Origin of the sequence: Pseudomonas sp. EA_5y_Pfl2_R50 (genome assembly GCF_963970475.1) — a bacterium.
In the GTDB taxonomy this organism is placed as follows: Bacteria; Pseudomonadota; Gammaproteobacteria; order Pseudomonadales; family Pseudomonadaceae; genus Aquipseudomonas.
Window position 1 is genome coordinate 139,532 of record NZ_CAXAPT010000013.1, and the last position, 13,125, is coordinate 152,656.

The 13,125-nt window shown below is 60.2% G+C and carries 13 protein-coding genes; all 13 read right to left on the minus strand.

The annotated features are described in order from the left end of the window. The 13 genes from AACY19_RS21670 to fliD all read right to left on the minus strand — a co-directional run bounded on the left by AACY19_RS21670 (window position 1) and on the right by fliD (window position 13,089). Window positions 1–336 (minus strand): STAS domain-containing protein, encoded by a 336-nt coding sequence (locus AACY19_RS21670; RefSeq protein WP_339453659.1) that lies wholly within the window; start codon window positions 334–336, stop codon window positions 1–3. Between the two features lie 94 nt (window positions 337–430). Beyond that, complete coding sequence (gene fliJ, locus AACY19_RS21675) at window positions 431–883, minus strand: flagellar export protein FliJ (protein ID WP_339453660.1); 453 nt, start codon at window positions 881–883, stop codon at window positions 431–433. Window positions 884–889: 6 nt separating this feature from the next. Further along, window positions 890–2,248, minus strand: a complete 1,359-nt coding sequence (gene fliI / locus AACY19_RS21680; RefSeq protein ID WP_339453661.1) for a flagellar protein export ATPase FliI — start codon at window positions 2,246–2,248, stop codon at window positions 890–892. After that, the gene (gene fliH / locus AACY19_RS21685) at window positions 2,238–3,044 is read right to left on the minus strand and encodes a flagellar assembly protein FliH (protein ID WP_339453662.1); all 807 of its coding nucleotides are present in this window, start codon (window positions 3,042–3,044) and stop codon (window positions 2,238–2,240) included. The genes fliI and fliH overlap by 11 nt, the downstream gene beginning before the upstream one ends. Before the next feature lie 4 nt (window positions 3,045–3,048). Next, a complete protein-coding gene (fliG, locus tag AACY19_RS21690) occupies window positions 3,049–4,068 on the minus strand; it encodes a flagellar motor switch protein FliG (RefSeq protein ID WP_007920042.1) in 1,020 nt (339 codons plus the stop codon). After that, window positions 4,061–5,848, minus strand: coding sequence for a flagellar basal-body MS-ring/collar protein FliF (gene fliF / locus AACY19_RS21695; protein ID WP_339453663.1), 1,788 nt, complete (start codon window positions 5,846–5,848; stop codon window positions 4,061–4,063). Before fliF ends, fliG begins: the two co-directional genes overlap by 8 nt. Window positions 5,849–5,863: 15 nt before the next feature. Beyond that, on the minus strand, window positions 5,864–6,193 hold the full coding sequence (fliE, locus tag AACY19_RS21700) for a flagellar hook-basal body complex protein FliE (protein WP_339453664.1): 330 nt from the start codon (window positions 6,191–6,193) through the stop codon (window positions 5,864–5,866). Window positions 6,194–6,443: 250 nt separating this feature from the next. Continuing rightward, on the minus strand, window positions 6,444–7,835 hold the full coding sequence (locus AACY19_RS21705; RefSeq protein WP_339453665.1) for a sigma-54-dependent transcriptional regulator: 1,392 nt from the start codon (window positions 7,833–7,835) through the stop codon (window positions 6,444–6,446). 5 nt (window positions 7,836–7,840) lie between these two features. Further along, complete coding sequence (locus tag AACY19_RS21710) at window positions 7,841–9,052, minus strand: sensor histidine kinase (protein ID WP_339453666.1); 1,212 nt, start codon at window positions 9,050–9,052, stop codon at window positions 7,841–7,843. A 110-nt stretch (window positions 9,053–9,162) separates the two neighbouring features. Then, window positions 9,163–10,638: a sigma-54 dependent transcriptional regulator gene (locus AACY19_RS21715; protein ID WP_003222863.1), complete on the minus strand. Its 1,476-nt coding sequence runs from the start codon at window positions 10,636–10,638 to the stop codon at window positions 9,163–9,165. Window positions 10,639–10,810: 172 nt separating this feature from the next. After that, the gene (locus tag AACY19_RS21720) at window positions 10,811–11,107 is read right to left on the minus strand and encodes a flagellar protein FliT (protein WP_339453667.1); all 297 of its coding nucleotides are present in this window, start codon (window positions 11,105–11,107) and stop codon (window positions 10,811–10,813) included. Between the two features lie 11 nt (window positions 11,108–11,118). Further along, the gene (fliS, locus tag AACY19_RS21725) at window positions 11,119–11,517 is read right to left on the minus strand and encodes a flagellar export chaperone FliS (RefSeq protein ID WP_123452708.1); all 399 of its coding nucleotides are present in this window, start codon (window positions 11,515–11,517) and stop codon (window positions 11,119–11,121) included. Window positions 11,518–11,646: 129 nt separating this feature from the next. Next, window positions 11,647–13,089: a flagellar filament capping protein FliD gene (fliD, locus tag AACY19_RS21730; RefSeq protein WP_339453668.1), complete on the minus strand. Its 1,443-nt coding sequence runs from the start codon at window positions 13,087–13,089 to the stop codon at window positions 11,647–11,649. Between the last annotated feature and the right edge of the window lie 36 nt (window positions 13,090–13,125).

The following is a 13,125-nucleotide window of genomic DNA, read 5'->3' on the forward strand; positions in this document are numbered from 1 at the left end:
TCAACTGATGTCGAAGAGCTTGTCGAAATTGGAGATGGCGAGGATCTTGCGCACGTCGGAGTTGACGTTGACGACCCGCACTTGCGCCTCATCGCCACCCGCGTGATCACGTAATAGCAGCAACATGCCGAGTGCAGAACTGTCGAGGTAGGTGGTTTCTTTCAAATCGACAATGATCGATGCCGGTTCCGGCCGTGCCTTTTCATAGGCATCTCGAAAGGCCTGATGCTTACCAAAATCAAATCGTCCGTTGACTGAAATGGTTAGTTCGGGCTTGTCCGGTTTATCCAATGAGAGCTTGGTACCGACTGACGGCGTTTTTTCAGCGACTGACATTGACTGGCTTCCTTGTCATTGACGAACGTGTACAAGGTTTAGCATCTGGACAGGGTTGGGGCAAGCCCGCCGCAACAGGGGATCTGGCAGCGGATTAAAACGGATTCTGCCGCGGCAATCGCTGGGACAACTCGTCGAGCAGTTTCTGCTCGCGCTTGTCTTCCAGGCGCTGCGCCTCTTCCTGATAACGCTGCACCAGCTTGCGCAAGCCTTCGACCTTGGCGAACGCCTGTTGCCATTCCTCACGAGCCTTGTCGAGCTTGTTCTGGTGCCAGACCAGGCTCTGGCGCTGCTGGTCGACAGCGGTGTCGAGTTGCGCCAGAAAGCCCTGAAAACCCAACAGCCATTGTCCGGTCACGCCGGTGCTGCCGCGCACGATCCATTGCTGCGAGTAATCCAGACGAAAGGCATTGAGGTCAGCCAGTTTGCTCTCCGCGACTTTGACCTGACCCTGGAAGTAGCCCAGGCGCTGCACGGCGGTTTTCTCGGCCTTTTCGGCCATGTCCACCACAGGCGCCAGGCGTGCGGCTCGACTGACGGCAGCCATGAGCGGTTAGCCGCCCGCCGCTGGGGCAAACAGGGTTTCCAGATAAGCCTGGCTTTCACCCATGTTGATCTTGTCGTTCAGGCCCTGGCGCTGGTAACGAACCAATTGCGGTTGCAGGGAAATCGCCAGGTCAGTTTCGCGGTCGCCACCGGCAACGTAGGCGCCGACGCTGATCAGGTCACGACTCTGTTGATAGCGCGACCACAGCTGTTTGAAATACTGCGCGCGCTGCATGTGTTCCGGCGAGACCACCGCTGGCATCACCCGGCTGATCGAGGCTTCGATATCAATGGCCGGATAGTGCCCTTCCTCGGCCAGACGCCGCGACAGCACGATGTGCCCGTCGAGTACGCCTCGCGCGGAGTCGGCAATCGGGTCCTGCTGGTCATCGCCTTCGGACAACACGGTGTAGAACGCGGTGATCGAACCTCCGCCCTTCTCCGCATTACCGGCGCGCTCCACCAGTTTCGGCAACTTGGCGAACACCGACGGCGGATAACCCTTGGTCGCCGGCGGTTCGCCGATGGCCAGCGCGATTTCCCGCTGGGCCTGGGCGAAACGGGTGAGCGAATCCATCAGCAACAGGACGTTCTTGCCCTTGTCGCGAAAATACTCGGCGATGCGCGTGCAATACATTGCTGCGCGCAGACGCATCAGCGGCGCATCGTCCGCTGGCGAGGCAACCACCACGGAACGCTGGAGACCTTCTTCACCGAGGCTGTGCTCGATGAACTCCTTAACTTCACGACCCCGCTCACCGATCAGCCCGACGACGATAATGTCGGCCTCGGTGAAGCGCGTCATCATGCCCAACAGCACGGATTTACCGACACCGGTACCGGCGAACAGGCCCAGACGCTGACCGCGCCCCACCGTCAACAAACCGTTGATGCAACGGATGCCAACGTCCAGCGGCTCGCTGATCGGATCACGGTTGAGCGGGTTGATCGTCGGGCCGTCCATCGGCACCCAGTCTTCGGCCCGCATGCCGCCCTTGCCGTCCAGCGCACGACCGGCGCCGTCGAGTACCCGCCCGAGCATGCTCATGCCCATCGGCAGGCGACCGGTATCGGCCAACGGCACCACGCGGGCGCCCGGGGCGATGCCGGCGACACTGCCCACAGGCATCAGAAATACCTTGCTGCCGGAGAAGCCCATGACTTCGGCTTCGACCTGGGACGGGTGATAGCTGTCGTCGTTGATCACCATGCAGCGCGTGCCCATGGCGGCGCGCAGGCCTTCAGCCTCCAGCGTCAGGCCGACCATGCGCAGCAGGCGGCCTTCGAGAATCGGCGCACCGGCAATCTCGGTGGCCTCAGCATAGGTGCTCAGACGCTTGGCGAAACTGGTCCGTTCAAGGCGCATCGGTGGCGTCCGCGAGCGGCTCTTCAGGCGTGGTAGCCGGCTTTACGTCTTCGGGAATGTCCAGGCTCAGATCCGCTTCAGCCGGATGCAGGGCTTGTTCGTGCAACTGATCGAACAGTTTGGCCATGACCTGCGTGACGCGGGTTTCAATACTGGCATCGATGCGGCTGTGCTCGGTTTCGACCCGGCAGCCACCCGGCAACAATGATTCATCTTCGACGATGCGCCAGGTTTCCTCATGACGTTCGCGCAGGGCCTTGGCTTGCTCGAAGTCTTGCGGATTGACGTACAGACGCACGTTGTCGACGCCCAGCGGCAACAGCTTGAGGGCATCGCGCATGACGTGTTCGATCTGGCTCGAATCGATGGTCAGTTCGCGCTTGATCACCTGTCTGGTGATGTGCTGCACGAGATCGACCAGCGACTTTTCAATCTGGGTATCCTGCTCGGCAATGGGCTCGAACAGGTTCGCCATCAACTGCTCAAGGCTGGCGAGTTTGGCGGTGAGCGCCACCTCGGCTTCCTGACGCACCTTGAGCGTGGCGCTGTGAAAACCCTCTTTTTCGCCGATGCCGAAGCCCTCGTTATAAGCTTCCTGACGGATGCTTTCGAGCTCTTCCAGGGTCAGTGGCTGGACTTCTTCCAGCGGCACTTCTTCCATTTCCGGCGGTTCGGGCTCCGGCTCTGGCTCGGGTTCCGGCTTCGGCGGGTCGAAGCTGGGCATGGCCCAGGATTCGAAACCACGGACATCGCGGGCACGGATCAGATCCGTCACATCGTCGTCGTGCTTGTCCATGGGCTTAGATCATTTCCTCGCCACCCTTGCCACCGAGCACGATCTCGCCGGCTTCGGCCATACGACGGGCAATGGTGAGGATTTCTTTCTGCGCCGTTTCGACATCGCTGACGCGCACCGGGCCTTTGGCCTCGAGGTCGTCGCGCAACAGTTCGGCGGCACGTTTGGACATGTTCTTGAAGATCTTCTCTTTGACGCCTTCGTCCGAACCCTTGAGCGCCAGTACCAGCACATCCGAGGACACTTCGCGCAGCAACGCCTGAATGCCACGGTCGTCGACATCGGCGAGGTTGTTGAACACGAACATGAGGTCTTCGATCTGACCGGACAGGTCTTCGTCGACTTCGCGGATCGAGTCCATGAGCTGGCCTTCGATCGAGCTGTCGAGGAAGTTCATGATGTCCGCCGCACGCTTGATGCCACCCAGGGTGGTGCGCGAGGCATTCGAGTTGCCGGAGAACTGCTTCTCGAGAATCTGGTTGAGCTCTTTCAGTGCGGCAGGCTGTACGGTGTTCAGCGACGAGACGCGCAGGATGATGTCCAGACGCACCTTGTGGTCGAAGTTACCGAGCACTTCACCCGCCTGATCCGGGTCGAGGTAGGCAACCACGATGGCCTGGATCTGCGGGTGCTCATAACGGATCACGTCGGCAACGGCGCGCGGCTCCATCCATTTCAGGCTGTCGAGGCCGCTGGTGTTGCCGCCGAGCAGGATGCGGTCGATCAGGCCGTTGGCCTTGTCTTCACCCAGGGCCTGGGTGAGCATTTTGCGCACGTAGTCGTCGGAACCGACGCCGAGGCTGGTCTGGTCGCCGACGATGTCGACGAACTCGCTCATGACCTGCTCGACCTGTTCACGATGGACGTTGCCCATCTGCGCCATGGCCACGCCGACGCGCTGAACCTCTTTCGGGCCCATGTGGCGCAGCACTTGTGCAGCATCGGTCGAACCCAGGGACAGCAGCAGAATCGCGGCTTTGTCGACCTTGTTCAGTTTGACGGTTGCGGCTCGGTTATCACTCATCTGCGTTAATCCACTCTTTCACGACCTGAGCCACGCGACCCGGGTCCTCGGCCACCAGACTCTTGATTGCATTCAGTTGCGCGTCATAACCCTCACTTGGGCTCGGCAACAGAATGCTCTGCGGACCACCGAGGCTCACGCGGTCGTTGGAAAGTTCGCCGTCCAGGCCGCCCATCCCGCCGAGTTCCACGTCGCTGCCAAGACCGGCCAGCTCCTTGCCTTTACCGCCGCCAGTGATGTTGTTGAGCACCGGACGCAGCACACCAAACACCAGCACCAGGATGAACAACACACCCAGCACTTGTTTGACGATGTCCCAGAACCATGGCTGGGAGTAGAACGGAATATCGGCAATCACTTCACCGCGCTCGGCGGAGAACGGCATGTTGATCACGCTGACGCTGTCGCCACGGCTGGCGTCGAAACCGACGGCGTCCTGCACCAGGCGGGTGAAACGTGCCAATTCGTCGGCGCTCCACGGTGCGCGGGTGGTTTCACCGTTGGCCGCGTTGACCTTGACCTGATCGTCGACAACGACCGACACCGACAGGCGATTCAGGCGACCCTGCTGCTGCTTGGTGTGGCTGATGGAACGGTCGAGCTCGAAGTTCTTGGTGGATTGTTGACGCTTGTCCGCCGGGTAAGGTGCGAGCATCGGCTGGCCGGTGGCCGGGTCCATGATCTGCTGACCGTTGGCATCAACCAATGGCTGACCTGGCTGCACCATGCCCGCCGGGGCGGCGGTGCCACCGGTGGTTTGCGGCGCGGAGGCTGGCGCCGGTGGCTGGTTGCTCAGGGCACCCGGCACACCTTGCGGACCATTGCTGGCGGTGCGCTGTTCGTTGACCGACTGCTCGCTGCGCAACGCCGGTTGATCCGGGTTGAACTGCTCGGCAGTGGATTCGACAGCACTGAAATCGACATCGGCCGAGACTTCAGCCTTGTAGCGATCATTGCCCAAAACCGGCTGCAGAATGTTGTGCACGCGCTGGGTGAGCATGCTTTCCATGCGGCGACTGTAATCGAACTGCTTGCCGGCCATGGTCATTTCGGAGTTTTCCGCCTGATCAGAAAGCAGGTTGCCCTTCTGGTCGACGACGGTGATCTGCGATTTGCTCAGCTCGGGAACGGAGGTCGCCACCAGATTGATGATCGCCACCACCTGGCCCGGCTCCAGCGAGCGGCCGTTGTACAGCTCGACCAGCACCGAAGCACTTGGCTTGCGTTCGTCACGGACGAACACCGAACTCTTCGGAATCGCCAGGTGCACGCGGGCACCCTTGACGTTGTTCAGGCTGGAAATGGTTCGCGCCAGTTCACCTTCGAGGCCGCGACGATAACGGGTCGCTTCCATGAACTGGCTGGTGCCCAGACCCTGTTCCTTGTCGAGAATTTCGAAACCGATGTTGCCGTCGCTGGGAGTGACACCAGCGGCGGCGAGTTTCATCCGCGCACGGGACAGGTCATCGGCCTTGACCAGCAAAGCGCCGGAGTTCGGTTCGACGTTGTAGGGAATGTCGGCGGCGGCCAGGGTATCCATGACCTGCTTGGCGTCCATGCCGGCAAGGCTGCCGTACAACGGACGGTAATCCGGCTGCTGCGACCACAGCACCACGGCAAAGCCAATCGCCACGCTCGCAGCCAGGCCGACCAACAGGCCCACCTGACGCAGCACGGTCATCTCGGAGAGGTTTTCCAGGAAGGACAGGCCGAACAGCGGCGGTTTGCCGTCTATCGGGGTGGCCTTGGCCGGAACGTTATCGGCGACTGCTTCTGCCATGACTCAATCTCGTCCTTAAACCGGCATCTGCATGATGTCTTGATAAGCCTGAACCAGTTTGTTGCGCACTTGGGTCAGAGCCTGGAACGACACGCTGGCTTTTTGCGAAGCGATCATCACGTCCGTCAGATCGACGCCGCTTTTGCCCACTTCAAAGGCGTTGGCCAATTGAGTCGATGCCGTTTGGGTATCGCTGACCTTGTTGATCGCCTGACCGAGCATGTCGGAAAAGCTGCTGCCCGCCAGTTCAGGGACAGCGGTCGTCGATTTCGGCGCAGACATGGCATCCACTTTCATGGCCTGCATGTCCATCATCAACCGATTAAATTCAATACCTTGGCTCATGGTCTACTCTCTTGGGCGGCCCGCAATTTTTTGACACTCACTCGGCGGGTACACAGGTATTAGCAACAAGGGTGCCAGCTCGGCAGAGTTATTTCACAAAAGCTGATCGGAGCACCGCCTGCACGATCAGTCACGCAAAACGACTGTGGGAGCGGACCTGCTCCCGAAGTCGGCGCGTCACTCGTTATTTATTCAGCCGACATAGCGCTTTCGCGAGCAAGCCCGCTCCCACAATGGGTTGTGCATCAGCTCAGGTGGCGAACAGGTAGCCTTCGACGTCCATCCCGGCATCGCGCATTTGCGCCAGCTTGTAGCGCAGGGTTCGCGGGCTGATGCCGAGCTTTTGCGCCGCCTCCTTGCGTCGCCCGCGTTCGGCGCGCAGCGTATCGATGATCATCTGAAACTCCCGGCGGCGCAGGTCATCGCCCAAGGCGCCAGCGGAATCCGCTTCAATTCCCACGTCACGAACGGCCATTGGCGCCGGTGTTGCGAGCGGCAATGCGGCGAACGTCACGGCACCGGCGAGACAGAAATCCTGCGGCTGAATCAAACCGCCCTGCTGCAAGATCAGCGCTCGCTGAATGGCGTTATCCAGTTCGCGCACGTTGCCCGGCCACGGGTAAGCGGTCAGGCACGCTTGCGCCTCAGGCGAGAGTTTCGCCGCCGCATGCTTCATTTTATTGACGTGTTTGGCGAGCAGGCGCTCGGCCAGCGGCAAGATATCGGCAGTGCGCTCGCGAAGTGGACGCCAGGCCAGGGGGAAAACCGACAAACGGTAAAACAAATCTTCACGGAAGCGCCCCGCCGCCACCTCGCCCGCCAGGTCGCGGTTGGTTGTCGCCACCACACGGATATCGAGGGTAATGGGCTTGCGCGCACCGACACGCTCCACTTCACGCTCTTGCAAGACGCGCAAAAGCTTGGCCTGCAGGCCGAGGGGCATTTCAGAAATTTCGTCGAGCAGAATGGTGCCGCCGTCGGCCTGTTCAAACTTGCCGGCCTGCGCAGCGATGGCGCCGGTGAATGAGCCTTTCTCGTGCCCGAACAATGTTGCTTCAAGCATGTTGTCCGGGATTGCGGCGCAGTTGATCGCAATGAACGGTTGATTGGCGCGACGGGATTGCTGATGAATGTAGCGCGCCAGCACTTCCTTGCCAGTCCCGGACTCGCCAGAGATCAATACGGTGGAATCGCTGCGTGCGACGCGCGCAGCCAATTCGAGAAGCTGCGCACTGGCCGGCTCAACGGCAATCGGGCCTTCGCTTTCGCTCGCGCCAATGTTGCCCAGCGCATGGCGTGCCACCAGATCCAGCAACGCCTTGGGTTCGAACGGCTTGACCAGATAATCTGCCGCCCCCTGGCGCATCGCATCGACTGCGCGCTCGACGGCGCCGTGCGCAGTCATCAGCAACACCGGCAATTGCGGCTGGCGGGCCCGCAGCAGCGCGAGCAATTGATGACCATCCATGCCGGGCATGTTGACGTCGCTGACCACCAGACTGAACGCTTCGCGGGACACCGCCGTCAACGCCTCTTCAGCGCTGCCGACTGCATGGTAATCATGACTGGCCAGCATCAGCGTATCGGTCAGCGCCTCGCGCAACGAACGGTCATCCTCGACCAGCAAAACCTTGATGCCCATGGGGTTCACTCAGCTCCCTGTACAGCGGAAAACAGCGGCAGGATGACCTGCGCGCACGTACCGCGTCCGACGCGCGAACGCAGCAGCAATTCTCCCTGATGCGCCCGGGCCACAGCCTTGACCACGGTCAGGCCCAGGCCAGTGCCGGTCACTTTGGTGGTGAAAAACGGTTCGCCCAATCGCGCCAGAACGGCGGGCTCAATGCCGCTGCCGCTATCGCTGACACTGATGCGCAAGGCGTTGTCGCGGGTATAGCAGTGCACTTTCAGGCGCACATCACCGGCGCTGGCCTGAATCGCGTTTTCGACCAGGTTCAACAGTGCGCCGACCAGCGTGTCGCGATTACACAGCAACTCGCCGGCATGGCTGTCGCACTGCCAGCGAATGGGCAGATCCTGCACATGCGTCAGCGCCGCCGCTTGCAGCGCTTGCATCAAGGCATTGGGGGTGAGGCGATCGGTCAGCGGCAACTCACCGCGAGCGAATACCAGCATGTCGCGCACTTGGTGCTCGAGTTCATGCAAGCGCTCTTTCAGTCGCCCGGCGAAACGTTGCTGGGTGGCGACCGGCAGTTCCTGCTCAGCCAAATGACTGGCGTACAACAACGCAGCGGACAACGGCGTGCGGATTTGATGCGCCAGCGAGGCCACCATGCGCCCCAGCGAGGACAGCCGCTCGTGGCGCGCCAGTTGATCTTGCAGATGACGGGTTTCTGTCAGGTCGTTAAGCAGAACCAGTTGACCCGGCTCGGCGTCGAGCGAACGGGTGGCAATCGACAGGCGTCGGCCGTTTTTCAGAGAGATTTCGTGACCGTCGTCTTCACGGGGAGCGAAGCAGCGGGCAATCACCTGACGCCACAGCTCGCCTTCCAGCGGCAGGCCGAGCAGATCGATGGCCGCTGGATTGGCTTCGCGCACCATGCCGTGACCATCGATGACGATGACACCACCGGGTAACAGATCGAGGAGATTTTGCAGACGGTTGGCCAGGCGCTCTTTTTCCGCCAGTTCCTGCATGCGCTGGGCGCTGACCACAGCCAGCTCGCCCTTGAGCTCGGTGACCCGCGCTTCGAGCATGCTGTAGGAATCGGTGAGCTGGCTGGACATCTGATTGAACAGCTCGAAAGCCTGTTCAAGACCCTGCCGGCTTGCGTGCTCTACGGACGAGGGTTGCCCCTCGGACTCGGAGGCAGAAGAGATCTGGGCGGCTTGGGGCATTGTGCTCTCTCGCTTGGCTGACCGTCAGTGAAACGGAACGTTGCGAGGGATGTAGCAATACCCGTGCCTAAAAAAAACCGCTTATAAATGAGGAGGTTGAAAAACAGGCGTCAATCATCCGCCTGTTCATCTCCTTCGCGCCGGCTCATACCGTATTTGCGCATCTTCTCCACCAGCGTGGTACGCCGGATGCGCAGACGCTCAGCGGCACGCGCAACAATGCCGTTGGCATCGTCCAGCGCCTGCTGAATCAGGCCCTGCTCCAGACCACCGAGGTAGTCCTTCAGGTCCAGGCCTTCCGGCGGCAGCATGGCGTTGGCGGTGAAGTCCGGAGTATGGCCGTTGATCGCCACACGCTCTTCCAGATCGCTGCGCAGGCTGTCGACCATTTGCTCGTCTTCGTCGTCGACGTAGCGGAACTTCTTTGGCAGTTCGACGACCCCGATGACCCCGTATGGGTGCATGATCGCCATGCGCTCAACCAGGTTGGCCAGTTCACGGACGTTGCCCGGCCAGCCGTGACGGCACAGCGACATGATCGCGGCGGAATTGAAACGGATCGAACCGCGCTTCTCGTGCTCCATGCGCGAGATCAGTTCATTCATCAGCAACGGAATGTCTTCGACGCGCTCACGCAGCGGCGCCATCTCGATCGGGAACACATTCAGACGATAGTAGAGGTCTTCGCGGAAGGTGCCGATCTCGATCATGCTCTCGAGATTCTTGTGGGTCGCGGCAATGATGCGCACGTCGACGCTCTGGGTCTTGTTGCTGCCCACGCGCTCGAAGGTGCGCTCCTGCAGGACGCGCAGCAGTTTGACCTGCATCGGCAGTGGCATATCGCCGATTTCGTCGAGGAACAACGTACCGCCGTTGGCCAGCTCGAAGCGGCCGGCACGGCTGGTGATCGCGCCGGTGAACGCGCCCTTCTCGTGGCCGAACAGTTCGCTTTCCAGCAGCTCTGCAGGGATCGCCCCGCAGTTGACCGGGACGAAGGGGGCGTCGCGCCGTTTGGAGTGGTAATGCAGGTTGCGCGCGACCACTTCCTTGCCGGTGCCGGACTCGCCGAGGATCAACACGCTGGCATCGGTGTCGGCCACTTGCTGCATCATCTGGCGCACGTGCTGAATCGCACGGCTGGTGCCGACGAGGCTGCGGAACAGATTGGGTTCACGGTGGCGACCGCGTTCGCGGGCCTGGTCGTACATCTCGCGATAGACCTGGGCACGGTGCAGGGAGTCGAGGAGCTTGCTGTAGCTGGGTGGCATCTCGAGGGTCGACAGCACTCGGCGGCGCTGGTCTTCAGGCAAGTCGACGGAAGAATTATCGCCCATCAGCAAAACCGGAAGGAACTCATCCCAGGTCGAGAGTGTCTTTAGCAAGCCCAAAAGCGCACCAGGAGCATTGACCGTCCCGATCAGTACGCAAATGACCTCACGACTAGACGATAAAGAGCCGACTGCCTGCTGCCAGTCATGGCTGCCGCAGGGTAAATTTTCTTCGCCAAGAAAATTTAGAATCACCGCCAGGTCGCGGCGGCGGACGCTATCGTCATCGATCAGCAGAATTTTGGTTTCACGCCACATGCAATAGCAACTTCCCTAGTCAACTCAATGCCCGAAAAATGGGGCAAGCGAGACGCTTGCAGGACACCTTGTGCCTGTAGACGCCTGAAATCTGAAAACAGCCACTAGTTAAGTCAAAAAACCGTGCACAGTCAAATTTATGGCGCACATGTCTGGATTAACTGGGTGTTAATTAACCAAACAGATGGTAAACCTTTGCCGCGTTCTGCGCTTGGGTGATCTGCGACATCTCGTTGGCTATCGCCTGCCGCTCACCCATAGCGACCTCAAGAAGGTCTTTGTAGACGTGCAGCAGCTCCTCAAGGTTGTCGCGCAACGCGACTTCGTCCAGCGAAGCCTCAGCCATGACGTCTTCCATGCAGGAACGGCAAGCCAGATCCAGCTCGCCAATGGCTTCCCAGTTACGCTCGGCCAGGGCACTGACCAACGCTTCACGGGTATCGGCGATTCGCTGCAATACAAGACTCATGACGATCTCCTTCAGAACTGCGGAGCTGGCGTGGGCGCAATTGCATCCCAGCCTTCTTTTACCGTGCTCAGCAGGCCTGCAACCTCATCGAGAATGCGTGGGTCGCTGCTGATATTCGCCTCGGCCAGACGTTTCATCATGTAGATATACAGGCCGTCCAGGTCAGCCAGCGTATCCGCGCTGTTTTCCAGATCCAGACCCTCACGCAGACCACTCACGATGCCAATGGCCTTGCTGATCGAAGTGCACTTGCCGGGAATATCCTTGCGCTCGATGGCGCCTTTGGCCTGAGCGATTCGGGCCAGGCCACCTTCCATCAACATCTGCACCAGACGGTGCGGGCTCGCTTCGGAAGTCTGCGCGTGGGCACCGACTTTCTGGTACTGCCGAAGGGCTAACATCGGGTTCATGTTCTACCTCATTGCAACAATGACTCGTATAACCAGTGTATCGCCAACGAATCACAAAACTTTAGATCAAAAGACAAAAACCCGGCGCACGCCGATAAAGCGTAGCCGGGTTTTTGTCGCTCTAGCCTGTTACTTCGCGGATTGCTGCGCGTTGAGCGAGCTGAAGAACGAGGTGATGTTGCTCGCCGTCGCCTTCATCTGCCCTACCAGCAAGTCCATGGCGTTGTATTTTGCCGTCAACGTCTTGGTCAGGTTGGCCACACGCAGATCCAGCGCCAATTGCTGCGAGGTCAGGTTGCGCGTGTTGTTGTTCAGGATGGTCAGACGCTGATCGAGCAGGCCGCTGGTGGTCTTGCCATCGGCGGATGCTTTCAGATACGGGTCTACCGCCTTGCTCATGCGCGCCAGCAGACCATTGGTGTCGTTGGTCCCGCTGAACAACTGCTGAACCTTGCCGGTCATGCCTGGCTGGGCCATTGCCTTGTTGAAGGCTGTGGTGTCCAGGGTCAGGTTACCGGTGTCACGGTTGGTCATGACGCCGAGCTGAGACAACACGGCCAGATCGCCTGGCGATGAAGTGGTCAACTGCGCACGAAGATCGGCGAGCAATGTACGCGGCATGGAATCGCCGGTAAATGCCGCTTGCACCGTCAACTTGCCATCTTCGTCCGGTGTAGCCTTGGACAGCGTGTCGATGGTGTTCTTCAACGTGTTGAAGGCGTCGACAAACTGCTGAACCGAAGCCTGCAAACCGGTGGCGTTGGTGTCGACCTTGACCACCACAGGGGTCGCGCTGGCGGACACCAGCGTCATGTTCAGGCCACTGACCGCGCCGGTCACGGTGTTGCTTTTGCTGGTCACGGCAAGACCATCGATGGTCAGCTTGGCATCCATCGCAATGGCGCCCACAGCACCCGACTCACCGGCGGTCGGCGTAGCCGACATCACCTGGGTGCCGTCGATTTCCAGGCCAGCGATACCGCTGACTGTCAGATCGGAGCCCGCACCGGTCTTGTTCGAACTGATCACCAGACGCGAAGCGCCCGAGCTGTCAGTCACGATGTTGGCGGAAATACCGTTGCTGCCCTGCGCCGTGTTGATGGCGTCGCGAGTGCTCTGCAACGTGGCATTGGCCGGAATCGCGACATTGTAATCAGTGCCATTCTGACTGATTTTCAGGGTACCACTCGGAATGGCACTGGCCGCACCGCCGGCAAAGGATGCACTGGCTACTTTCGAGCCGGTCGCCAGATTGTTTACCACAACGCTGTAAGTGCCCGAAACCGCGGTATTGTCGGAGGTAGCAGTCAGCGTTGCCGGAGTTCCCGAGGTCGCCGTGTAGCCGGCAAACGCAGGATTGGTCTTGCTACCCAGATCGGTCATTGCCTTCTGGTAGGCCGCCAATGCGCTTTTCAGCGTACCCACACCCGAGATCTTCAGGGTGTTGGTTTTGGTGGCGGAATCGATCTGCGTCTGCTTCGCCGATTTGTCGGCGTTCACCAGCGCGGTAACGATTGCACCGATGTCCAGGCCGGAACCCAGGCCCGAACCCGGTAAAATTGGACTTGCCATGTGCATCTCCCTTCAGGTTGCTGCCAGTCTTTTGAC

Bases quoted from the DNA above. Each gene is read 5' to 3' on its own strand.
- fliS (WP_123452708.1), bottom strand. From the start codon at position 11,517: ATGAACCCGATGTTAGCCCTTCGGCAGTACCAGAAAGTCGGTGCCCAC.
- AACY19_RS21715 (WP_003222863.1), bottom strand. From the start codon at position 10,638: ATGTGGCGTGAAACCAAAATTCTGCTGATCGATGACGATAGCGTCCGC.
- AACY19_RS21710 (WP_339453666.1), bottom strand. From the start codon at position 9,052: ATGCCCCAAGCCGCCCAGATCTCTTCTGCCTCCGAGTCCGAGGGGCAA.
- fliE (WP_339453664.1), bottom strand. From the start codon at position 6,193: ATGAGCCAAGGTATTGAATTTAATCGGTTGATGATGGACATGCAGGCC.
- AACY19_RS21720 (WP_339453667.1), bottom strand. From the start codon at position 11,107: ATGAGTCTTGTATTGCAGCGAATCGCCGATACCCGTGAAGCGTTGGTC.
- AACY19_RS21670 (WP_339453659.1), bottom strand. From the start codon at position 336: ATGTCAGTCGCTGAAAAAACGCCGTCAGTCGGTACCAAGCTCTCATTG.
- fliI (WP_339453661.1), bottom strand. From the start codon at position 2,248: ATGCGCCTTGAACGGACCAGTTTCGCCAAGCGTCTGAGCACCTATGCT.
- AACY19_RS21705 (WP_339453665.1), bottom strand. From the start codon at position 7,835: ATGGGCATCAAGGTTTTGCTGGTCGAGGATGACCGTTCGTTGCGCGAG.
- fliG (WP_007920042.1), bottom strand. From the start codon at position 4,068: ATGAGTGATAACCGAGCCGCAACCGTCAAACTGAACAAGGTCGACAAA.
- fliJ (WP_339453660.1), bottom strand. From the start codon at position 883: ATGGCTGCCGTCAGTCGAGCCGCACGCCTGGCGCCTGTGGTGGACATG.
- fliH (WP_339453662.1), bottom strand. From the start codon at position 3,044: ATGGACAAGCACGACGACGATGTGACGGATCTGATCCGTGCCCGCGAT.
- fliF (WP_339453663.1), bottom strand. From the start codon at position 5,848: ATGGCAGAAGCAGTCGCCGATAACGTTCCGGCCAAGGCCACCCCGATA.
- fliD (WP_339453668.1), bottom strand. From the start codon at position 13,089: ATGGCAAGTCCAATTTTACCGGGTTCGGGCCTGGGTTCCGGCCTGGAC.